This window comes from Candidatus Amarolinea dominans, from assembly GCA_016719785.1.
In the GTDB taxonomy this organism is placed as follows: Bacteria; Chloroflexota; Anaerolineae; order SSC4; family Amarolineaceae; genus Amarolinea; species Amarolinea dominans.
This window is the reverse complement of the sequence record JADJYJ010000006.1, coordinates 115,580-138,548: the sequence shown is the minus strand read 5'-3', so window position 1 is coordinate 138,548 and position 22,969 is coordinate 115,580. Positions and strand designations below refer to the sequence as shown.

Below are 22,969 nucleotides of genomic sequence, written 5' to 3'. Positions count from 1 at the left end.
CATGCCCCTACTTTTCCGCCTAACGAAACAGGCGCAATTCGTGCCCGCTTGCGGCGCCGCGCAAGGCGCTCTTGGGATTTTTCCCTTCCAACAGGTGTTTGACAAAATTGACACCCTCTCCTATAATCGTGCCCAATCTTCATTCCCGCGCAAGGCAGCATCGCTTTTGTTTTTTCTGTCGTTAGCCATAGGATTTTGCGCATCGGCGCGTGGAGATGGCGCTAACGACTTGGATCAACTCCCCTGTCATTGGCCGTTATGCCTCGGCCTACCCATCGTCTAAGTGATTCCTGATACGTTGCCCGTTTTCTACGATAATATCGCCATTATCTGGGCAGGTGCCCACTAAATATGCCAGTTGAGTCAGTTGTAGTCAGGAGGAGAACGTATGTCCAAGCGAGTGTATAGTCTACTAGCCGTGCTGTTGATAGCCTCTGTGCTGTTGGCAGCCTGCGGCAGCGCTGCAACGCCAACCGCGGCGCCGGCCACCGCGGCCCCCAAAGCCACCGACGCCCCCAAAGCCACTGAAGCCCCCAAAGCCACCGACGCCCCCAAACCTGCCGGCGGCATGATCAAGATTGCGACGCAGAGTCCGTTGAGCGGACCGCAGTCAGTGCTGGGTGTGGCGATCAAGAACGGCGCGCAGTTGGCGTTGGAGCAGTTAGGCGGATCCCTGAAGGGGATGGGCTTCGAGGTGCAGTTGGTGCCGTTCGACGACCAGGCGACGCCGGACACGGGCGTAGCCAATGCCAAGAACATCGTGGCCGACCCGGACATCCTGTGCGTGGTGGGACACCTGAACTCAGGCGTTGCGATTCCGAGTTCGGAAGAGTATCACACGGCACAGTTGGCCATGGTGAGTCCGGCCAACACGAACCCGAAGGTAACCGATCGTGGTTACGTCGAAGTGAACCGCATCGTCGGTCGTGACGACGTGCAGGGCGTGGTGGGCGAGCAGTTCGCACTCAACACCCTGAAGATCAAGACCGCCTACATCATACATGACAAGACGGCCTACGGCCAGGGCGTGGCGGAGTTCTTCCGCCAGGCCGCGGAGAAGGACGGCATCAAGGTGCTGGGCTTCGAGGGCACGGAAGAGCAGGCGAACTTCGACAGCCTGATTACCCCGATCGTGGCCAATGCACCCGACCTGGTCTACTTTGGGGGTCTCTATCCGCAAGCCGGTATCTTCTTCAAGCAGTCACGGGACAAGGGCGTCAAGTCGGTGTTCATGGGACCTGACGGCATGGACAGTTCCGAACTGGTCAACCTGGGCGGCGAGTCGGTGGTGGGCATGTACTACAGCACCGTTGCCGGCCCGGCCAATGTCTATCCGGCTACGGCCAAGTTCATTGCCGACTACAAGGCCAAGTTTAGCGCCAACCCCGAACCCTTCAGCGCCCAGGCCTACGACTCGATGGGCATCTGCCTCAAGGGCATTGAGACAGCCGCGGCCACGGGCAAACCAACCCGCGCCAGTGTGACCGCCGCCGTGCGCGCCACGGCCGGTTTCAAGGGCATCACCGGTGACCTGAGCTTCAACAGCCTGGGCGACCTGGCTTCGGCCAAGTACTTCGTCATCCAGGTCAAGTCGTCCGATGCGGCCAAGTGGGGCGATAACGCCGTCGCACAGACGCTGGACATCGCACCGCCGGGTGCTGCACCCGCGGCGCCTAAGCTGAGCGGCATGGTCAAGGTTGCGACGCAGAGTCCGTTGAGCGGGCCGCAGTCAGTGCTGGGTGTGGCGATCAAGAACGGCGCGCAGTTGGCGCTGGAGCAGTTAGGCGGATCCCTGAAGGGGATGGGCTTCGAGGTGCAGTTGGTGCCCTTCGACGACCAGGCGACGCCAGACACGGGCGTTGCCAATGCCAAGAACATCGTGGCCGACCCTGACATCCTGTGCGTGGTGGGTCACCTGAACTCAGGCGTTGCCATTCCAAGTTCCGAGGAGTATCACACCGCACAGTTAGCGATGGTGAGTCCGGCCAACACGAACCCGAAGGTGACGGACCGTGGTTACGTCGAAGTGAACCGCATCGTCGGTCGTGACGACGTGCAGGGCGTGGTGGGCGAGCAGTTCGCACTCAACACCCTGAAGATCAAGACCGCCTACATCATACATGACAAGACGGCCTACGGCCAGGGCGTGGCGGAGTTCTTCCGCCAGGCCGCGGAGAAGGACGGCATCAAGGTGCTGGGCTTCGAGGGCACGGAAGAGCAGGCGAACTTCGACAGCCTGATTACCCCGATCGTGGCCAATGCACCCGACCTGGTCTACTTTGGCGGTCTCTATCCGCAAGCCGGTATCTTCTTCAAGCAGTCACGGGACAAGGGCGTCAAGTCGGTGTTCATGGGACCTGACGGCATGGACAGTTCCGAACTGGTCAACCTGGGCGGCGAGTCGGTGGTGGGCATGTACTACAGCACCGTTGCCGGCCCGGCCAATGTCTACCCGGCCACGGCCAAGTTCATTGCCGACTACAAGGCCAAGTTTAGCGCCAACCCCGAACCCTTCAGCGCCCAGGCCTACGACTCGATGGGCATCTGCCTCAAGAGTATCGAAACCGCCGCGACTGCGGCTAAGGCCAAGCCCACCCGCGCCAATGTGACCGCGGCCGTGCGTGCGACCGCCGGTTTCAAGGGCATCACCGGCGACCTGAGCTTCAATAACCTGGGCGATCTGGCTTCGGCCAAGTACTTCGTCATCCAGGTCAAGTCGTCCGATGCGGCCAAGTGGGGCGATAACACCGTCGCACAGACGCTGGACATCGCACCGCCCGCCAAGTAAGTCTGACAGCCTGCGGGGCCGGGAGGCCGAGTTGCAAGTTTGTACGCAACCGGCCACCCGGCTTCCGCCCTATGACCATCGTGAGCCGACCGTTACGCTCGGATGGCGTTGCGCAAACGCTCGTCTAGGGCCTCTCGCCAGCATGCTGGCGAGAGGCTAAACACTCTTTCAGAAAAGGATGCGCCCATGCAACGATTGCTCCAAAACACGACGTTGCGCGAAATCCTGCGCCCCCTCGGCCAAATGCTGGTCTTCGTGCTCGGCACTAGCCTTGTCGTCTCTCTGTTTGTCGTGTCGGTCGCGTTTCTCCTCAGGGGAACGCGCCCTGACCAGGACATCCTGCAGCTCACTCTCTTGATTCTTCCCCAAGTCATCCTGGATGGCGTCGTGCTCGGCTTTGTGTACGCCACCATTGCCCTGGGTTACACGATGGTGTACGGTGTTCTCGAATTCATCAACTTTGCACACGGCGAAATTTTTATGTTCGGCGCCTTTGCAGGGGTGGAATTTTTATTGTTTCTCAAGGGCCGTGGCGCCTTACAGGGTGCTCCCGTGCTGACCAGCTACGCCTTTGTCATTGTGGCCATCGTGCTGGGCATGGTGATAGCCGGGCTGCTGGCGGTGAGTATCGAGCGTGTGGCCTACCGACCGCTGCGCAACGCCCCGCGCCTGGTGCCGCTCATTTCGGCCATCGGTGTCAGTTTCTTCCTGCAGGACGCCATGCGCTTCATCCAAAGCATCACCAGTGGTCAGTTCTATCGCTCGTTTCCCACCTTTGGCAATTTCGACACGCGTATCAAGCTGTTTTCGGTGCCCCTGGGTGAGCGCGCCATCATCATGGACGTGCAGATCAAATCGGTCATTGTGATCGTTGTGGCGCTGCTGATGCTGATTGGCCTCAATTACCTGGTCAACGCGACCAAGGTGGGCAAGGCCATCCGCGCGGTGGCGCAAGATCAGCGCACGGCCAGCCTGATGGGCATCAACGTCAACGCCATCATCGCCTTGACCTTTCTCATCGGCGGTGCGTTGGGCGGAGCCGCGGGCGTGCTCTTTGCTCTCAAGTTTACGCGTATTGATCCTTTCGTCGGCTTCTTCCCCGGTCTCAAGGCCTTCACGGCCGCAGTGCTCGGCGGCATCGGCAACATCACCGGCGCCATGCTCGGCGGTATCGTGCTCGGCATGCTCGAATCGGTCAGCGCTTCGTACCTTTCTATCTTCACCAAGGGCGCGTTTGGCGCTGAGTATAAAGACATTGTCGCCTTCGGCATTCTCATTATCATTCTCATCTTCCGGCCCTCCGGCCTCCTGGGTGAGCAAGTGGCGCAGAAGGCCTGAGCAAGGAGGAAATACGTATGACAAACGCACAGCAAACGTCACCGTCGCCCTTCGCCTTTCTGAGACGCGGTCCCGTGGCGTTGATCCTGACGGTCGTCTACATTGCCGTGGTCACATTCTTCCTCCTGCAAAACCCGCGTGCGCTCCTCTGGCGCCTGCTCTTCATGGCGTCTGTGATCTTCATCTTCTCCCTGCCCAACGGTCAGCGCACCAAGCTCACATTGGCGGGCGTTCTGCTCTTTCTGCTCGTACCCCTGGTGGGATCGGGTAACCCCTTCCTGCTTGAAATTGGCTTTCAGGTCTGCGTGTTTGCCGCCCTGGCCCTGGGCCTCAACATCGTGGTGGGCTTTGCCGGCCTGCTCGACCTGGGGTATGTCGCGTTCTATGCGGTCGGCGCCTATTCCTGGGCCATTTTCGGCTCGCAGCAGCTCTGGCACCTCCACGAGGTGGCCGGCACGGCCGCCACCCAGACCGGTTTCCCGCTGAACGGTAATCTGTTCTGGCTCTTTGTCTTCGGCGGCATTGGCCTGGCCGCCATAGCCGGCATCATGCTCGGTCTGCCGGTGCTGCGCCTGCGCGGCGATTACCTTGCCATCGTGACCCTCGGCTTCGGTGAAGTGATTCGCGTCCTGGCCAATAACCTGGACAAACCGATCAATCTGACCAATGGCCCGCAAGGCATCACCCCGGTGCAACGCCCACCGCTGCCCGAATTCTTCTTGAATGGCCCGATCAGCCACCTCCTGTCTGGTCTGGTGGGGCGCGAGGTGACACGCGGGGACATGTACAGCCTGTTCTTCTATTTCCTGGCCGTGGTCGTCCTGATCATCGTCATCATCGTGGCCCGCCGCCTGGAAGATTCTAAACTTGGCCGCGCGTGGACGGCCGTGCGTGAGGATGAAATCGCTGCCATCGCCATGGGCATCCCGCTGACCCGCACCAAGCTGACCGCCTTCGCCACCGGCGCCGCGTTTGCCGGCGCCATGGGCGTGATCTACGCGGCCAATCGCACATTCGTCAGCCCGGAAACCTTCTCCCTGCTGCAATCCATCACCATCCTGGTCATGGTCATCCTGGGCGGCCTGGGCAGTATTCCGGGCGTGGTGCTCGGCGCGTCCCTGGTCGTGCTGCTCAACATTGATTTTCTACAGACGCTGTCCCTGGAACTAAGCCGTCTGCGCCAGGGCGCCGGCGTCATTCCGCTGATTGGCCTGCCCTGGGCGCAGTTGCCGAGTCAACTCGATCCGGCACGCTACCAGAAGCTGGTCTTTGGCATCATCCTCATCTTGATGATGATCTTCCGCCCCGCCGGCATCCTGCCATCGAAGCGCCGCAGCATGGAGCTGAAGGAGCATGGAGACGGCGACGCAGGCCCGGTGTTGGACCTGGATGAATCGGCCCCACTGGCAGACGCAGCCGCGTAAAGGAGGATGCAGGTGGCCTTACTGGAAGCTCAACACATCACCAAGCGCTTTGGTGGCCTCGTGGCCGTGGATGGCGTGGATTTCAAGATCGAACAGGGCGCGATTGCCAGTATCATCGGCCCCAACGGAGCCGGCAAAACAACCTTTTTCAACATCATGACCGGTATCTACAAACCGGACGAAGGCCAGTTCATCTTCGACGGTCATGCCCTCAGCGGCAAGCGCCCCGATCAGATTACAGAAATCGGCATCTGCCGCACGTTTCAGAACATCCGCCTCTTTCACAACATGACGGTGATCGAGAATCTGCTGGTTGGCATGCACACCCGCCTGCGCAGCACAGCCTTCGGCGCCGTTTTGCGCAGTGGCTCATTCAAGAAACAGGAAGCCGCCGCCACCGAGAAGGCGCGAGACCTCCTGGGCTTCGTAGGTCTCAAAGGCGTTGGCGATGAACTGGCCAAGAATCTACCCTATGGCGCCCAACGCCGCATCGAGATTGCCCGGGCCCTGGCCGCCGAGCCAAAGCTGATCCTGTTGGACGAACCAACGGCCGGCATGAACCCCAGTGAGTCAGAGGCGGCCATGGGCCTCTTTCGGCGCCTGCGCGATGAACTGGGCATCACCGTCCTCTTGATCGAGCATGATATGCGCGTCGTCATGGGCATTTCCGAATATATCACCGTGCTGCACTACGGACAGAAGATTGCCGAAGGCGACCCTGGCGCCGTGCGCAAGAACCCCCAGGTGATCGAAGCCTACCTGGGACGCCAGGCGCAGGAGGAATTGATGAACGCCGTGCGGCCTGGCACGCCTGCGCCCGCGGTCGGAGGTGCAGCATGAGCGATCCTATTCTGGTGTTGCAAGACCTGCACACCTACTACGGCCAGATTCATGCCCTCAAAGGCATCTCGATGACCGTCAACAAGGGTGAGATCGTCACCCTGATCGGCGCCAACGGCGCGGGTAAGACCACCACCCTGCGCGCCATCTCCGGCCTGGTGCGCCCGCGTCACGGCGATGTCAAGCTGAACGGGAGTTCCCTGGCCGCCGTGCCGCCGCACAAAATTGTGGCGACCGGTATCAGTCATGTGCCGGAGGGCCGCGGCATCTTCCCCAAGCTGACGGTCAGGGAAAACCTGGAGATGGGCGCCTTCCTGCTCAACGATCTCAAGGAGATCAAGCGCCGGCTGGATCACGTCTTCGTCAGCTTCCCGCGGCTGCGTGAGCGCATCAACCAGAAGGGCGGCACCCTTTCCGGCGGCGAACAGCAGATGTTGGCCATCGGCCGCGGCCTGATGGGCAATCCGCACATCCTGCTGCTGGACGAGCCTTCGATGGGGCTGGCTCCCATCCTGGTTGAGGAGATTTTCCGCATCATCGTGGAAATCAACGGTCTAGGTACCAGCATCTTGTTGGTGGAACAGAACGCACGCATGGCGCTTTCCATTGCGCATCGCGGGTACGTGATGGAAACGGGCCATATCGTGCTGGAAGGGGACGCCGATAAGCTGTTACACGACCCCCAGGTTGCCCAGGCTTACCTGGGCGGATGATCCATTGACCCGATAGCGGCGGGCGCATGCCCGTGCTCTGACCCTGTCGCCCCCGTGTCGAATATCTTGATCTGCTAAGAGGAGAAGATCGTATGCGTACAGTGAGTACAGTAAGAACGATTAGTCTGTTGGTTATCGTGATGCTGCTGGCGACCCTGTTGGCCGCCTGTGGCGGCGCTGCCACCCCCACCAAGGCGCCTGAGCCGACCAAAGCCCCCGTACCGACCGCTGTCCCCGTGGAGCTGATGAAGGTATCAGCCGCGGACTGCGCCTATGGCGGCGCGTTCAAGAGCATCGAGGCGCTGGACGCCAACACCGTCAAGTTCACCCTGTGCGCGCCTGACGTGGCGTTCCCCTCCAAGGTTGCCTTCAGCGCGTTTGCCATCCATTCTTCGGATTACCTGGAGAAGACCGGCGGCACCGGCGATCTGCTGGACAAGCCGGTTGGCACCGGCCCCTATATGCTGGACAAGTGGCAGAAGGGCGACAGCGTCATCATGAAGGCCAACCCCAACTACTGGGGCGACAAGGCGCAGTCACCGACGCTGGTGTTCCGCTGGCAGAAGGAAGCGGCCGCCCGTTTGCTGGAGCTGCAGTCCGGCACCACCGACGGCATTGACAACCCTGGCCCGGACGATTTCAAGGTAATCGAGGGCGACAGCGCACTCAAGCTCTACCCACGCGAAGCCTTGAACGTCTTCTATCTCGGTTTCAGCAACCTGGTCAAGCCGTTCGACAATGAAATGGTGCGCCAGGCCATCGCGATGGGCATTGACCGCCAGCGCATCGTGGACAACTTCTATCCGGTGGGATCGGTTGTCGCCAGCCACTTCACGCCGTGCGCCATCCCTGGTGGCTGCGATGGCGAGGAGTGGTACAAGTTCGATGCCGCCGCGGCCAAGAAGATGTTGGCCGATGCCGGCTTCCCCAACGGCTTCGAGACCGAACTGTCCTTCCGCGATGTCGTGCGCGGCTATCTGCCGCAGCCGGCGCTCGTGGCCCAGGACCTCCAGGCGCAGTTGAAGGCTAATCTCGGCGTCACGGTCAAGATCAACGTCATGGAGTCCGGCGCTTTCCTCGACACGGCCAAGACCGGAACCCTGCCGATGTATCTGCTGGGTTGGGGCGCTGACTACCCCGATCAGACCAACTTCCTGGACTATCACTTTGGCAAGGGCGCCAGCCAGCAGTTCGGCACTGGTTTCACCGATGTCCATGACGCCCTCAGCCGTGCGGCATCGCTGTCCGACCAGGCGGAGCGCAACAAGATCTACGCCGATGCCAATGGCCTGATCAAGAAGCACGTTCCCATGATCCCGGTCGCCCATGGCGGCTCGGGCACCGCGTTCCGCGCAGACGTGACCGGCGCCCATTCCAGCCCGCTGGGCAATGAGCACTTCGCCAGCATGAAGGCCGGCAGCCGTGAGCAGTTGGTGTGGATGCAGAACGCAGAACCGATCAGCCTCTACTGCGCCGATGAAGAAGATGGCGAGTCGCTGCGCGTGTGCGAGCAGATGACCGAATCGCTGTTGGCGTACAAGGTCGGCGGCACGGCCGTGGAGCCGTCGTTGGCCGAGAAGTACGAAGCCAATGCGGACCTGACCGAGTGGACCTTCCACCTGCGCCAGGGCGTCAAGTTCCATGACGGCAGCGCCTTCGACGCCAACGACGTGGTGGCGAGCTATGCCGTGCAGTGGGACGCCGCCAATCCGCTGCACAAGGGCCGCACAGGCACCTTCACCTACTTCAATTCGCTGTTCGGCGCCTTCCTCAACGCGCCGAAGTAAGCGTGAAGAGTACGCCGGGATCCGCAACAGGGCGGCGCCCGGTCCGAATGGGAAATGTTGTCTGTCATGTTGACCAGGCGCCCCCCTGCGGCGCCTGGTCAAATAGGGCGAACCCACCGTGTGGAGAGAAAGAGAGATAAAGAATGAATTCGCGCAAAATTGCTAGTCTGTCGCTTGTGGTCATCATCCTCGCAACCATGCTGGCAGCCTGCAGCAGCGCCGGAACTGCTGCCCCAACGGCTGCGCCGGAGACGAGGCCATTTGTCATTGCGAGCGACGCCTCCTTCCCGCCGATGGAGTACGTGGACGAGAGCAAGGCCATCGTCGGCTTCGATGTGGACATGATGAACGCCATTGCCGCGGCGATGGCGTTCAAGGTGGAGTATAAGAACACCGCGTGGGACGGCATCTTCGCCGGGCTGGAAGGGGCGGCGTATGACGCCATTCTGTCGGCCGTCACCATCACGGACGAGCGCAAGGAGAAGTACGACTTCAGCGATCCATACGTCAACGCCGGCCAGATCGTGGTCGTGCGCGCCGAGGAAACCGCCATCACCGGCGACAAGTCGTTGAGCGGCAAGGTGGTCGGCGCGCAGATTGGCACGACCGGCGCCTTTGCCGTGCAAAAGATCGCGGGCGCCACGCTCAAGGAGTACGACTCGATTGACCTGGCCCTGCTCGATCTGCTCAACAAGAACGTGGATGCCGTAGTGGTTGACACGCCGGTGGCGGCCAACTATGTCCTGGCGTCTGAAAACTTCAAGGGCAAGCTCAAGACCGTGGGCGCCTCGTTTACCGAGGAGTACTACGGCGTAGTGGCGCGCAAGGGTGACCCGACCGGCTTCCTGCCCAAGTTCAACGAGGGCTTGAAGAAGATCAAGGCCGATGGCACCTATGACAAAATCTATGCCAAGTGGATTGGCGCCAGCCCGGCGAAGTAGGATCTGCGCAGGCCGCCGAATGAATTCGGGCCGAAAGGGCGTGCCGCCGCAAGGTCGGCCTGCGCCGACCGGCATTGCGTCCACGCAGGTGGACGCCCGGCGGTACGCCCATCAGGCGCGATTTCAATCGCTCGCCTGCGCCGACCGGCATTGCGTCCACGCAGGTGGACGCCCGGCGGTACGCCCATCAGGCGCGATTTCAATCGCTCGCTGCTCTGTGATCTCTGTGACCTGACAAATGTTGCCGTCAAGACTCCGTCTCAAGGTTGATCCATGTTTCGTTACATAACCCAACGCCTCGTGGCCTCTATTCCGGTCCTGGTCGGTATTCTCTTTGTCACCTTCACCCTGGCCCGTGTTTTGCCAGGCGACCCTTGCCGGGCCGCGTTGGGCGAGCGCGCCACCGACGAGCTGTGCGATGCCTACATCAAGCGCTTCGGCCTCGACCGGCCGATCATTTCGCAGTTTGGCATCTACATGAACGACATGGCGCATGGCAATTTTGGCCGCTCCTTCCGCTACGGCCGCCCGGTGCTGGATTTGATGATCGAACGTCTGCCGGTGACATTGGAATTGACCCTGGCCGCGTTGACCCTCTCCTCTATCTTGGGTGTCCTGGCCGGCGTACTCTCAGCGTACCGGCGCAATTCGCCGATTGATGTGGGCACCATGCTCATGGCCAACGTGGGCGTTTCGATGCCGGTCTTCTGGTTGGGCTTGATGCTGGCCTATGTCTTTGCCTTACTGCTCAAAGATACTCCCTTCTGGCTGGCCCCATCCGGGCGCAATACGCCGGGCCTGACCATCCCTTCCCTGGTCGAAGCCTGGAATGTCTCGGCTACGCAAGGCACAGGCTATTCGATCCTGATGTTCTTATCCAATCTGCATCTCTTCAATGCATTCGTCACCGGCAACTGGGCATTTTTCTGGGACACGATCAAACATCTCATCTTGCCGGCCGCGGCGTTATGCACGATTCCCATGTCCATCATTGCGCGCATGACCCGCTCCAGTTTGTTGGAGGTTCTGGGCCAGGATTACATCCGCACGGCACGGGCCAAGGGCTTGCGCGATGTCGTCGTGGTCTACCGTCACGCCATGCGCAATGCCCTGCTGCCGGTTGTGACCGTCATCGGACTCTCGTTGGGTAGCCTGCTCGGCGGCGCTGTCTTGACGGAGACGATCTTCAATTTTGCCGGTATGGGGCGCCTGCTCTTCGACGCCATCCAGGCCCGTGATTACACCATCGTGCAATCGGTAACGCTGGTGGTGGCCGTTGTCTTTGTGGTGGTCAACCTGATTGTAGATTTGACCTACGCCTTCCTGGATCCCCGTATCCGCCTCAGTTAGACGAGAATGGCATGAGCATACCTACCGTCACCCAACAAATACTGGCTCGTCCACCCCGCAGCCCCTGGCAGGACGCTCTCTATACCCTCCTACGCACCAAGTCGGCCATCCTGGGCATGGTCATCTTAGGCGTCTTGATTCTGACGGCCATTTTTGCCCCGCTCATTGCGCCCTATGACCCTGACCAGGTTCTGATTGGCATCGAGAACATCAAGATGCGCTCGGGCCCGTGTATTCACCTCCTGGGATGTGCGCCCGAAACTCCGCAGCACATCCTGGGCGTGGATGGCAACGTGCGTGACCTGTTTAGCCGCATGGTCTTTGGCGCGCGTGTCTCGTTGCTGATCGGTCTGAGCACTGTCGGCTTCGCCATCATCATCGGCACCCTCCTGGGCGCCATCGCCGGCTATGCCGGCGGCTGGGCCGACAACCTCATCATGCGCTTGATGGACGTGCTGTTGGCCTTCCCCGCCCTGCTCCTGGCGATTGCCATCGTCACGGTGCTGGGTGAGGGGCTGACCAACGCGCTGCTTGCCATCGGCATCGTTTCCATTCCCACCTACGCGCGCGTCAGCCGGGCCAGTGTCCTGGCGATCAAGGAGCTTGATTTCGTCAACGCCACGCGTTCCGTCGGCGCCACGCCCAACCGCATCCTGTTTCGCAGCATTCTGCCCCACGTCCTCACCCCGCTCATCGTCCAGGGCACCCTGGGCATTGCCACGGCCATCCTCGATGCCGCAGCGCTCTCGTTTCTCGGCTTGGGCGCGCAGCCGCCGATGGCGGAGTGGGGTTCGATGTTAGGCGCCGAACGCAACCAGGTCTTTACCTCGCCGCACCTGGTCTTCTTCCCTGGCCTGGCGATCATGCTGACCGTGCTCGGCTTCAACCTGCTCGGTGATGGCTTACGCGACGCACTTGACCCGCGCCTGCACAAGGCGTAGACAATCATAAACAAGGAGTTACGAACTTCCATGCTGCAAGAACGTTTTGGTGATGTCACCTTCAAAGGCAAACCGCTGACCGTCTTCGGTGTGGCCCTGCTGCCCGGCGACATGGCCACCGAGGTGACTCTCAACGACAAGGGCTTCGACGGACGCAAGCCGCTGTTGGCCTCCACCGCAGGCAAAATCCGCCTGATCAACGTCGTGCCCTCCCTGAACACCGGCATCTGCGATGCGCAGACGCGGCGCTTCAACCAGGAAGCATCCACCTTCGGTGACAAGGTCGTGGTGGTCACGGTCAGCGTTGATTTGTCATTTGCACAGGTGGAATGGTGCGCCGCCAAAGGCGTGGATCGGGTGCTGATGTTCTCCGATCACTATGACATGGCCTTTGGCGACGCCTATGGTACGCACATCAAAGAGCTACGCATCGAGCAGCGCGCCATCTTCGTGGTAGATGAGGAGGATGTTGTGCGTTATGTCGAATACGTGCCGGAGATCTCCCAGCATCCCGCTTACGAGGCGGCGCTGGCGGCTGTGCGCGAGTTGATGTAGGAACGCCGTAGGGGCGTGGCCTTGGGGGTGTGGTCTTGTGCCCGCCCGCGGGAGCGCCGCTGCTGATTATTTGAGGAGGTATCTATGAGTGCAACCGCTCCCTCGTTGGGACCTGGCCCGCGTGCCGTTGATACACGGGGTCGCCTGGCGGGCATTGACCGCTGGTGGCTGCTGGTGCTGGCGGTACTGGCCCTGATCGTCTTCATGATCGTCTTCGTGGCCAAGCCCTACGCCGAAATCTGGAGTTTCATTCAAGACGGCATCGCCGTCACGCTGCGCATCTCGATTACATCCTTCTTCACAATTCTCGTCGTCGGCATGTTGGGCGGCCTGGGGCGCATCTCCGGCAATCGCATCGTGCGCGGCGTCTCCTCGTTGTATGTCGAAGTGGTGCGCGGCATCCCTCTCCTGGTGTGGTTGCTCTACATCTGGTTTGCCCTGCCGCAAGTGCTGCAGGTGCTGGGTAAAGCGTTGCAGCCGATCATTCCGGCCGCCGGCAATTTCATCAGCACCTTGCGCATAGACCCCTTCGTCGCGGCCGTGATTGGCTTCACCGTCTGCTATGGCGCCTACATGACCGAGATCTTCCGCGCCGGCATCGAGTCCATTTCCAAGGGGCAGATGGAAGCCGCACGCTCGTTAGGTATGAGCTACGCCCAGGCCATGCGCTACATTATCTTGCCGCAGGCCATCCGTGTCATCCTGCCGCCGGTGGGCAACGAATTTGTGACGCTGCTCAAGGACTCGTCGCTGGTGTCGGTGTTGGCCGTCTCGGACCTGACCCGCCGCGGGCGCGAGTATGTCTCGCGCTCCTTCCTGAGCTTCGAGACCTTCACCATGATTGCGCTGATCTATCTGTTGATGACCTTGATCTTTACGCGTCTGGCGCGCTGGCTCGAGCAACGCTTGACTGTTGGGCACCGCTAATGGCATTTGCGCTGAGGAGTTGAACCATCATGAACGACACGATCATCGAAGTGCGTCATGCACAAAAATACTTTGGCCGGGTACACGCCCTGAACGACGTCAGCCTGACGGTGCGGCCGCGCGAGGTTGTCATCATCATCGGGCCAAGCGGGTCGGGCAAATCCACCCTGCTGCGCAGCATCAACCATCTGGAGACGCTAACCTCCGGCGAGATCTACATTGACAAGATGCTGGTGACCGATCCGAAGGTCAACATCAACACCGTCCGTGCGGAAGTCGGCATGGTGTTTCAGCAGTTCAACCTGTTCCCGCACATGACTGCGCTGGAAAACATCAGCCTGGCGCAGCGTGTGGTGCGCCAACGCTCTCAGACCGAGGCAGAAAAGGTCGCGCGTGATCTGCTGGACAAAGTAGGCATTCCTGAGAAGGCCGACAGCTACCCCAGCCAACTTTCCGGCGGACAGCAGCAGCGCGTCGCCATTGCCCGTGCCCTCGCCATGAACCCCAAGATCATGCTGTTCGACGAGCCAACCTCCGCGCTCGACCCGGAGATGATCACCGAAGTCCTGGACGTGATGCAGGACCTGGCCCGTGATGGCATGACCATGCTCGTGGTATCGCATGAGATGGGCTTTGCCCGCGCCGCCGCCACGCGCATTCTCTTCATGGACGCCGGTCAACTGCTGGAAGACACCACGCCCGAATTACTCTACAGCAACCCACAGCACGAGCGCACCAAGCAGTTCCTGAGCAAAATTCTCCACTAACGCCCCCCCCTTGCGCAAGTCACGACGTCGTGTGCCTCTGAGGTCGTCATCTTGCCGCAGCCCTGCGAGGGGGTGGCGGCGCCCTTCTCAACAAGAAGAGGGCTGGCAATCCGTTGCCAGCCCTCTTCTTGTTGATTGGCGGTATCGGTTCCGATGTTACCGCTGCGTCGCAGCCCGCAGGCGCCAGGTCAGGGCGGCGGCGAGCAAGGTGGCCAGGGCCAATGCCAGGAAGGCGCTCCACGGCGCGGGCAGAGGGGCAGCCTGTGCATTGACCAGGGTCAGGGCGGTGGGCCCCTGTACCGTGACCGTCGCGGTATCGCTGGCCTCCACGCCTCCGACGCCCGCATTGCTGGCCGTCCAGGTGGCGCTGTTCACCGTAGTTGCGTTGATGGTCGCCGACTCGGTAATGAACGCGCTGGCGCCGGGCGTCAGGCTGTAGGCGAAGTTGTTCAGCAGCGTGCCCAGGTGATCGTCCACCAGCGTATGCGTACCCAACGTCTCCGAACCGGTGTTGGTGACGGTGTAGCAGTAGACGACGGTAGTGCCCGCGGCGACAGTAACCTCGTTGGTGAGCGCGCACGCGTTGGGATCGAGACCAACGGTTTTGTCCAGGCTGATGCTGGCGGAGGGCGAAACCACGTACTCGATGTACTGGCTGCTCACGCCGCTGATCTCCGTGGCAACCAGGACATTGGCGCGGCTGATCTCATGGACCCCGCTGGCATTGGAGGTCAGGATGTTGCCATTGCCCAGCTCATAGGCGCCGCGGTTGCCTGTCACGATGGTGTAGGTGGCGACAGCAGCGCCGGCGGCCGTGTATTCCTGCACGCCTGAGTTGGGTGTGCTGAAGTTGGCGATCAGGATGTTGCTGTTGGCCGCTTCGACCATTTGCTGCGCGAAGGCGATGGCCGTGATCAGATTGTCCAGGTATGCGCCGCTGGTGTCATAACGATGCACGTTGTCGCTCGTGCTGGCATCAACCAGGACGTCGCTGGTCCGGTGCAGGATGGCAAAGGGGCTGCTGAGACCGCCAGAGCCGGCCGCGATGAAGTTGCCCAGGTAGTTGCCGGAGGTATCGAATTCGGCGATGGCGTTGGCGTTGCCGCTGCTGCCCACGGTGACCAGCAGATTACCGTTGGGGCGCAGGGCCATGCCGCGGATATTGTCCAGGATGGCGGTGTTGACGCCCCCGGCCGGCGCAAACAGGCCGATGTAGTTGCCGTCGAAGTCGTACTGATAAACGCCATCGGTGAGTTGATCGGCCACCAGGATGCTCTGACCGTCCGCGCTGAGCATGGCATGCTTGGGCGTGCTGAGATGGGCCGTGTCCGCGGGAATGAAGTCAGCATCCACCAGGTCGCCATTCAGCGGGTCGAAGGCCATGACGCGCTTGTTGGTCGAATCAGGCGCCAGCAGGATGCCGGTCGAGCCAAGCAGTTGCAGGGCGCGGGCATGAGCGGCTTGATCCGGGACCGGCAGGGAGCGAGGGGCCGGCGCACTCCAGCCGTTCACTTCCGCGGTGATCTCCGCCTCATCGCCCGGAGGTAGGGCAGCGGCCAGGGTCGAGAAGGCGGTGAGGGATAGAATGAGCACAAGAGCCAGGGCGAGGGTGAGGGAACGGAACAACTTGGTGGACATTGCGAACGACCTCCTGATGTGATAGATGTGATAAAAAGTGCATCTCGATGATGACGCCGCTGGCACGAGTATGATAGTTACCTGTGTCAGCGGCGCCGATCTTGAACGATGTCCCGATCTCCCCGGGATGCGGCCACCATGCGCCGCATCCCGGTAGAGGCCCACAGGGCTGCCTTAGCAGCCGATGATCGTTTCGATGTTGAACAGGCGGTCACCGGCGCCTACATGGTAGGCTGTGTCGGTGTCCGCGCCGCCGTCCAGGCGGTCAACCGCGCCGTCGCCGCTGCAGCCGCCGCCCGCGTAGAGGGTATCGTTACCCGCATCGCCGGTGATGGAATCCGCGCCGCCCTGACCGTTCAGCACGTCGCTGCCGGCGCCGCCGCGTATGATGTCTGCGCCAGACCCGGTGATCACCGTGTCGTTGCCATCGCCTGCGTAGACCGTGAGCGCAATGGGGGCGGCGAGGCTTACCGCGCTGATGAATTCATTGCCCGCATAGGTGTGAATGTTGATGCCGGTCACATCGCCGGTGGCGTAGGTGAAGGAGGGGTTGCCCAGCTTCACACGCACACCGTCGGCAATTTCCGCGGTAGAGACCGACAGAACAGTGACCCTGTCCGCGAGCGCAGCGCCGCCATGCACGAACACCGGGCTGGCCGGCAGGTGATAGATGCCGTAGAAGACTGCGGTAGAGGGCGATTCACGCAGCTGCGCCAGCAGATAGTAGTCGAACCCGGGATCGGTGGTCGGGAAGTTGATTCCGGCTCCAAGCGGGAAGTTGTTTCCGTCTCCAATCGGGAAGTTGAACACACCGCTGCTGGTTGCGGAGACGAAGTCCACAAAGCCCAGACCCATGTCACCCACGCTGACAGTCGTATCCACTGAGCGGAACACCTTGAGGCGGTAAGTTACGCCAGGCGTGAAGCCGCTGTAGTTTACCGAGGCGACCGTGAAGCCGTTGGCCGTGAAGAAGGTCAACACCGGGCTACCGGGCACACTGGTTGGGGTTGGAGTACGTGTCGGCGTCGGAGTGGCCGGCGCTGAGGTTGCGGTTGGCGTTGGCGTGGCCGTAGGCGGAACCGGCGTGTCGGTCGGGGTAGCCGTGGGCGCTACCGGCGTGTCGGTTGGGGTGGCCGTCGGTGCTACCGGCGTGTCGGTCGGGTAGCCGTGGGCGCTACCGGCGTGTCGGTTGGGGTAGCCGTCGGTGCTACCGGCGTGTCGGTCGGGGTAGCCGTGGGCGCTACCGGCGTGTCGGTTGGGGTGGCCGTCGGTGCTACCGGCGTGTCGGTCGGGGTAGCCGTGGGCGCTACCGGCGTGTCGGTTGGGGTGGCCGTCGGTGCTACCGGCGTGTCGGTCGGGGTGGCCGTGGGCGCTACCGGCGTGTCGGTTGGGGTGGCCGTCGGTGCTACCGGGGTGTCGGTTGGGGTCGCGGTCGGCGGCACCGGCGTCGGGGTCGGGGTCGGCGTATTCGTCGGCGGCACCGGCGTTGCGGTCGGGGTCGGGGTCGGCGTATTCGTCGGCGGCACCGGCGTTGCGGTCGGGGTCGGGGTCGGCGTATTCGTCGGTGGCACCGGCGTTGCGGTCGGGGTCGGCGTATCCGTGGGTGGCACCGGCGTTGCGGTTGGGGTCGGGGTCGGCGTATCGGTCGGCGGCACTGAGGTGTCGGTCGGGGTCGGCGTATCCGTCGCAACCACGGTCAGCTCATCCGCTCCGATTTCAGGCGTCGTGCCGTCGCGCGCTTCGCCGTCGTAGTCGGTGGTGACGCTGCCAATCGGCGTGCCGGCATTGCTGACCGGTGACAAGGCGCTGCTAATGTGCAGATCGTTGGTCGGAGAGACGAAGACCGGGTCAGCCTCGATCGAATTCGCATCGTCGGCAACCGCCGCTTGCCAAAGCGCCAGCGTGGCATAGTCCGTTCCTGCCGCAGTAGTCAGGGAACCGCTGCGGAATCCACCGTCGTTCGCCCCGGTTGACCAGAAGTCATTGTAGTTCGAGTCGAGGTTGACGAAGGTGGTGGTCACCATGCCGATCGCATAGCTCTTGGCATTCACACCGCCCCCAGACGTTTGCGTGGTGTAGAAGATGTTGTTCTTTGCTACCACTGTCGGGTCGGTGCCGGTCACGGCGATGCCAAAACTCGGTGTTTGACTGGCCACTGCGCTGCGGTCACCGGTCATGGAAACCGAGTTGTAGTAGAGTTGTGTGATGGAACCGGTTGCTCCCACCACATAGATGCCCGCCACGATATCAGGTGAGGTCGCCGGCGCAGTGACTCCTGAGATCATGTTGTTGACGATGGTGTTGGCGCCGCCTTGCCAACCGGCCACCGCGATACCGGCTGCGGAGTACCCGACGGTACTGGCGCTGTTGACACCGTTGACCCTGTTGCGCGACACGAAGGCGTTGACCACGCCGCCGCTCGTCGTGTTCGTGGTATCCACGCCCTGCGTGCCAACGCCGATACCGATGGCATCGGCGCTTTCGTTGGTGTCCAGCCCGCCAACGCTATTCTCGCTGATTTGGACGCCGTCCTCATTGAAAACAACGATGCCCACCCGGCGAATGCGGTCGGTCGTCGTCGCCGACAGGTCATTTTGGGTAATCACCGTGCCGAGGTTGGGATTGGCTGCGCTGGCGCCCGCCGAGTAGATACCGTAGATCGCGCGCTTGACCGAGCAGTTCTCCACGCGGTTGCCGTCGTTGTCGGTACCAAGGGATCCCGGTGTATTGCCGCCCAGCGCGATACCTATTAGCGTCGTCGTCGGGTCCTGCCCAAGTACGTTGACGTTCTTGATGGTATCGTTCTGGGCACCGTTGGTACCGGATTGGACTGCGATCACGACTGCCGACGTGCCTGTGTTGGTGTTCTGAATGGTCAGCTCGCGTAACGCCGGATTGCCGCCAGCGTCTCCGGCGACCGTGGCCCCTGTCCAGCCGTCGATCCTCACACCGTCCGCGCCGTTGAGCTTGATCAACGCGCCGGTGTTGCTGCCCGTGATGGTGCGCGGTGCGCCGCTGGGTTTGATTAGGACCGCGTACCCGCCGGCGATTTCATTCAAGGCATGGGTTCCAAGCTCTCCGGTCAGGTCCGAGATGATATTGATCGTGACATTGCCAGTCGCACCTGCCAGGTTGATTGCCTCGAAGATACCACCGGTATTGGTCAGCGACGGATACGTTCCGCCCGAGCCCACCGTGTAGGCGCCACTGAACGGCGGTGGGACGTCGCCGATTGTCAATACGGCGGTGCTGGGTGCTGTCAACGTCGCTCCACCCGTGGGATTTAACAGAGCAAGGTTGACTGTTTCGAGTGGATCAACAACTGCATCTGAGCAGAGGGTTACGTTGAAGGTCTGACTAGTGACGGTATCGCCAAAACTTAGAGTGCCGGCTGCGGGAACGTAGTCATCTGTGCCGCACGTTCCGCCCGTGGCCGTTCCGTTGCTTGTGGCATAATCAACCGTGACCGTTCCGGACGAACCACTGACTCTCTGCACTGTAATCGTCGCCGTGGTACCTTCATTTCCACTGTAGGTTGCGGAACTGAATCTCAGTTGACCGGGCAGAGCATAAAACTCATCCGCGCCGATGTCTGGAGACGCACCATTCGGACGGGCTTCGTTGTCAATATCGTCCGCAATGCCCGCGATGGTTACGGCGACATCGATGTTCGGCGATGCACCGTTGATGTGCAAATCCGACGTGACAGAGTTATAGTTGGGATTGGCTTGAATCGACGCGGCATCTTGCGGAACCGTATACGCTGTCTGCCAGTTGGCGAGCGTGGCGAACTGCGTCGTCAGGGTGTTGCCGGAGGTGCTGCCCAAACCGCCCGTCTGAAGCTGCGTATTCAAGGGGTTGATGTAGTAATTGTTGTTGTTCTCAGCGCCTGTGCCGAAGCTGTAGGCCGCCGAATTTCCGCTAATGGCGTAGTAACGCACGGCTACCGTGCTTGACGAGCTCAAGTCCATGTAGACGCTGTTGTTCTCAAGCGTCAAATTCGCATGCGTTGCGCCGCTTGCGTTAGCGATACGAATTCCGCTACCGAAGTTCGTCGTGGCAGACGCGCTCGGGTTGGGATCGACGTCCCCAGTCATGGAGATGGAATTGAAAACGACCGTGTCGGTATGTCCGCCTGCAATCCCCAGTCCGGCGGCGTTATCGCCGGCCGTCCCGTTGGCCTTGACATTGTAGATGAAGTTGTTGGCGACCACATTACTGGTCGCCGAACCACCGCCGGTGGTGCCCAAGAGCAGACCGACAGCGGAGAAAGTCCTCTCCTCGACAACATCGTGAATGATGTTCTTCGTCACAATGTATGTGTTTGAGGTTATTGTGCTGGGTGCGGTGCTCCATGACTCTTGTCCGATGCCGATTCCCACGCGGTCCGCGCCGCCGGTTGTATTGGCAAAGTCACCGCCCACGAACTGAACAGTGTTGCGCGAGACGGTTGCACCCTGGTCAGCTTGCATAAGGATGCCGACCTTACCAATCTGGTCCACGCCAAACGAGCTCGGTCCGACGAGGTTGTCGGTTACGATCGTGTTGAGCGTCAGGTTGGTTGTCGTTCCTCGCGTGACAATGCCGTATCGCGCTCGGATAATGCGATTAGCAATGAAACTGTTGTTGTCATTGTCGTCGCTATTGCTGGTAGTGCTGATCGAAGTGTTGTTGCTGGCCAGGATGATCCCGAAAGTCGAGCTGGTGCTGGTGTTCTGCGTCGCGCCGCCAGCGATTTCGAGGTTGCGAATGACGTTGTTGGTCGCACCAGCGCCAACGCCGGTGCTGGTCAGCCAGATAGCCGCGGTCGAAGCGGACGTGCTGGTGTTACTGACCGTCAGATTGCGCCCGACGCCAGCGATCCGGCCGTCAATGGTGACGTTGTCAGCGCCTGTCAGTTTGATGATAGCGCCGATGATACTGCCTGTAATCGTACGCGCTCCGCCAGAGGGCTGGATCAGCACCGACGTGTAGGACGCCGATCCTATCCCACTGGCGTTGAGCGATGCGGTCGCTGTCTCGGTGGTGTCGCCGATGACATCGAGTTGGATGGCGCCGGTCAGAACCCCTGCGTTGATGTCATCGAACGCGGCTTTGAGGGTGGCATAGTCGCCACCGCCGCCCACGGTTTTGGTGACGGTCGGGGCAAAAGCCCGCGCCGCGGGTTTGGCCTGGGGAACCTGGGCGTTGGTGTGCGCCAACGCGGGCGTACACACTGCAGCCAGCATGCTGAACAGGAGAAGGACTGGACAGGCGCTTCGACAACGGACGACGATGTGACATAAAAGAATTCCTCCGATGCTGGGGGACTGAGCTGACGAACGACGAAGATCTGGGGCCGCTAGACCCTGGGCGCCGGTTGGAATGGGCGCCGAACACAATCCAGGAAGCAGACCAGCGTTCAACTGGCGTTGAACCGCAGCAGGCAGGCGTAGAAGGCAGCAGCCGAATCAAAGAAGAAGGTGTATCCGGGAATCATGGCCAAAAAATTAGGCGGTCTGCTTGAAGTAGGAAAATTGTACCAGAACCTGACCCAATTGGCAAAACGGCTCATGAGAGGGGTGGGCGTCGTCTCCTTCGACTGAACCGCGTTTCGGCCACGAATTGCACGAATTGACACGAAAAGATCCTGAAATTCGTGCTAATTCGTGTAATTCGTGGCTGCTGTTTGCCGTATTGCCCAAGCCGTAGGTCACGTCTCCGGCGTGACGACGCCCGCCGCCGGAGAGCTTATTTCCCTCGTCCAGCGTCGTCCGGCCAGGAGGCCGGACCTACAGGAACGCCTCTCGCTCCGTTTCGGTGGGACGATGGCCGACCTGCGTTGCACGGGGGGCTGGCCAGATCAGGGAATGCGCAGCTTCTGGCCGGGGCGAATGATGCGCGGGTTCTTGATGATATCCTTGTTGGCCTCGAAAATCTCAGGCCAGCGGTTGCCGTTGCCATAGAAGTGCGCCGCGATCTTGTACAGGCTGTCGCCAGCGACCACGACGTGCGTCCGCTCGCTGCCGCCGAGGACACCGCGTGTGCCCACCGGTTGGGACCCACGCCCCAACGCGTCGCGGGCCTGGGCAGCCGCCTCGGCCTTGGCCTGCATCTCTGCTTCAGCCTTCGCCTTGGCCTCTGCTTCCGCTTTTGCTGCTGTCTCTGCCGCAGCCTGCACACGGGCTTCGGCCTCGGCATGTTCCTGCTGCACGCGGGCGGCGATTTCGGCCTCCATGTGGGCCTTCGCCGCCGCCGCAGCCTGTGCGCGGGTGGCGGCCTCGGCTTCCTGCTGCACGCGGGCTGCGATCTGGGCCTCCATGTGGGCCTTCGCAGCCGCGGCCGCCTTGGCCGCGGCCGCCGCCTGAGCCTTGGCCTCCGCTTCCGCAGTCGCCTCTTCTTCGTGCCGGCGTGCTTCCATCTCAGCTTGCATCTCAGCCGCCGCGCGTGCGGCCGTTGCGCGATCCGCGGCTGCCTTTTCCGATGTGGCCCCCGCGGACTTGGCATCCTGCAGCGCCTTTTCCGCCACGGCCAGCGCCTCGTCGTCCAACTTGGACTGCTGCACCATGCCCCACAGTTGGGTAATCATCAGTGGCCCCGCCATGATCGAACCGAGTCCGCCGCTCTGCTGGCCGAAGACGCCAATCCCCGCGCTGATCTCGGTGCCATCGCCCTTTGGCTCCAGCTCCACGTTCAGGGCTGTCTTGGTGCCCATGACCACCTTGAACGTGTCGGCCTTGCTGACGCTGACATGCCAACCCTTGTCCGTGCGCTGGCTCTTCACCTCGAAGCCCTTGGCTTGAAAATGGCTGGCGACCGCTTGGGCCACCGGCGCCAGGTCCGTCATCTGGACGGGAACTGTCTTCTGCGATTGAAAAACTCCCATAGTATTCTTTTCTCCTGGTCATTGACCGATATACTGTGCCACTCAGATGCACGACTACTGACGAAGATCGGATGAGGCCGGCGCGCGATGGTTTG

The 22,969-nt window shown here is 61.4% G+C and carries 17 protein-coding genes; 13 read left to right on the top strand and 4 right to left on the bottom strand.

What is annotated here, in order from left to right; all coding sequences use genetic code 11:
* Positions 1-388 precede the first annotated feature (388 nt).
* The 12 genes from IPM84_09200 (at position 389) to IPM84_09145 (ending at position 14,371) form a co-directional block, all read left to right on the top strand.
* Positions 389-2,788 carry a branched-chain amino acid ABC transporter substrate-binding protein gene (locus IPM84_09200; GenBank protein ID MBK9092939.1) on the top strand — a complete coding sequence of 800 codons (2,400 nt, stop codon included), beginning with the start codon at positions 389-391 and terminating at the stop codon, positions 2,786-2,788.
* Positions 2,789-3,124: 336 nt separating this feature from the next.
* Positions 3,125-4,126 (top strand): branched-chain amino acid ABC transporter permease, encoded by a 1,002-nt coding sequence (locus IPM84_09195; protein ID MBK9092938.1) that lies wholly within the window; start codon positions 3,125-3,127, stop codon positions 4,124-4,126.
* Positions 4,127-4,143: 17 nt separating this feature from the next.
* Entirely contained in the window at positions 4,144-5,550 is a 1,407-nt protein-coding gene (locus IPM84_09190) for a branched-chain amino acid ABC transporter permease (GenBank protein ID MBK9092937.1), read from the top strand.
* Between the two features lie 12 nt (positions 5,551-5,562).
* Positions 5,563-6,390, top strand: coding sequence for an ABC transporter ATP-binding protein (locus tag IPM84_09185; GenBank protein ID MBK9092936.1), 828 nt, complete (start codon positions 5,563-5,565; stop codon positions 6,388-6,390).
* Positions 6,387-7,103, top strand: coding sequence for an ABC transporter ATP-binding protein (locus IPM84_09180; protein MBK9092935.1), 717 nt, complete (start codon positions 6,387-6,389; stop codon positions 7,101-7,103). The genes IPM84_09185 and IPM84_09180 overlap by 4 nt, the downstream gene beginning before the upstream one ends.
* 92 nt (positions 7,104-7,195) lie before the next feature.
* Positions 7,196-8,890 carry a peptide ABC transporter substrate-binding protein gene (locus IPM84_09175; protein MBK9092934.1) on the top strand — a complete coding sequence of 565 codons (1,695 nt, stop codon included), beginning with the start codon at positions 7,196-7,198 and terminating at the stop codon, positions 8,888-8,890.
* A gap of 167 nt (positions 8,891-9,057) precedes the next feature.
* Positions 9,058-9,831 (top strand): basic amino acid ABC transporter substrate-binding protein, encoded by a 774-nt coding sequence (locus IPM84_09170; GenBank protein MBK9092933.1) that lies wholly within the window; start codon positions 9,058-9,060, stop codon positions 9,829-9,831.
* A 273-nt stretch (positions 9,832-10,104) separates the two neighbouring features.
* The gene (locus IPM84_09165; GenBank protein MBK9092932.1) at positions 10,105-11,181 is read left to right on the top strand and encodes an ABC transporter permease; all 1,077 of its coding nucleotides are present in this window, start codon (positions 10,105-10,107) and stop codon (positions 11,179-11,181) included.
* 11 nt (positions 11,182-11,192) lie between these two features.
* The gene (locus IPM84_09160) at positions 11,193-12,122 is read left to right on the top strand and encodes an ABC transporter permease (protein ID MBK9092931.1); all 930 of its coding nucleotides are present in this window, start codon (positions 11,193-11,195) and stop codon (positions 12,120-12,122) included.
* A gap of 30 nt (positions 12,123-12,152) precedes the next feature.
* Positions 12,153-12,677 (top strand): thiol peroxidase, encoded by a 525-nt coding sequence (tpx, locus tag IPM84_09155; GenBank protein ID MBK9092930.1) that lies wholly within the window; start codon positions 12,153-12,155, stop codon positions 12,675-12,677.
* Between the two features lie 84 nt (positions 12,678-12,761).
* Positions 12,762-13,604: an amino acid ABC transporter permease gene (locus tag IPM84_09150; GenBank protein MBK9092929.1), complete on the top strand. Its 843-nt coding sequence runs from the start codon at positions 12,762-12,764 to the stop codon at positions 13,602-13,604.
* Positions 13,605-13,645: 41 nt separating this feature from the next.
* On the top strand, positions 13,646-14,371 hold the full coding sequence (locus IPM84_09145; protein ID MBK9092928.1) for an amino acid ABC transporter ATP-binding protein: 726 nt from the start codon (positions 13,646-13,648) through the stop codon (positions 14,369-14,371).
* Positions 14,372-14,527: 156 nt separating this feature from the next.
* On the opposite strand, the gene IPM84_09140 is transcribed toward IPM84_09145, so the two are convergent.
* A complete protein-coding gene (locus tag IPM84_09140) occupies positions 14,528-16,009 on the bottom strand; it encodes a hypothetical protein (protein ID MBK9092927.1) in 1,482 nt (493 codons plus the stop codon).
* A gap of 174 nt (positions 16,010-16,183) precedes the next feature.
* Positions 16,184-16,987 (bottom strand): hypothetical protein, encoded by an 804-nt coding sequence (locus tag IPM84_09135; GenBank protein MBK9092926.1) that lies wholly within the window; start codon positions 16,985-16,987, stop codon positions 16,184-16,186.
* Between IPM84_09135 and IPM84_09130 the strand changes: the two genes are divergently transcribed.
* Positions 16,974-17,174, top strand: a complete 201-nt coding sequence (locus IPM84_09130; GenBank protein MBK9092925.1) for a hypothetical protein — start codon at positions 16,974-16,976, stop codon at positions 17,172-17,174. The two genes, IPM84_09135 and IPM84_09130, sit on opposite strands and share 14 nt — an antisense overlap.
* On the opposite strand, the gene IPM84_09125 is transcribed toward IPM84_09130, so the two are convergent.
* Both IPM84_09125 and IPM84_09120 read right to left on the bottom strand, forming a co-directional pair.
* Positions 17,152-21,237, bottom strand: a complete 4,086-nt coding sequence (locus IPM84_09125) for a hypothetical protein (protein ID MBK9092924.1) — start codon at positions 21,235-21,237, stop codon at positions 17,152-17,154. The genes IPM84_09130 and IPM84_09125 overlap by 23 nt on opposite strands.
* A 614-nt stretch (positions 21,238-21,851) precedes the next feature.
* Positions 21,852-22,874, bottom strand: coding sequence for a LysM peptidoglycan-binding domain-containing protein (locus tag IPM84_09120; protein ID MBK9092923.1), 1,023 nt, complete (start codon positions 22,872-22,874; stop codon positions 21,852-21,854).
* Between the last annotated feature and the right edge of the window lie 95 nt (positions 22,875-22,969).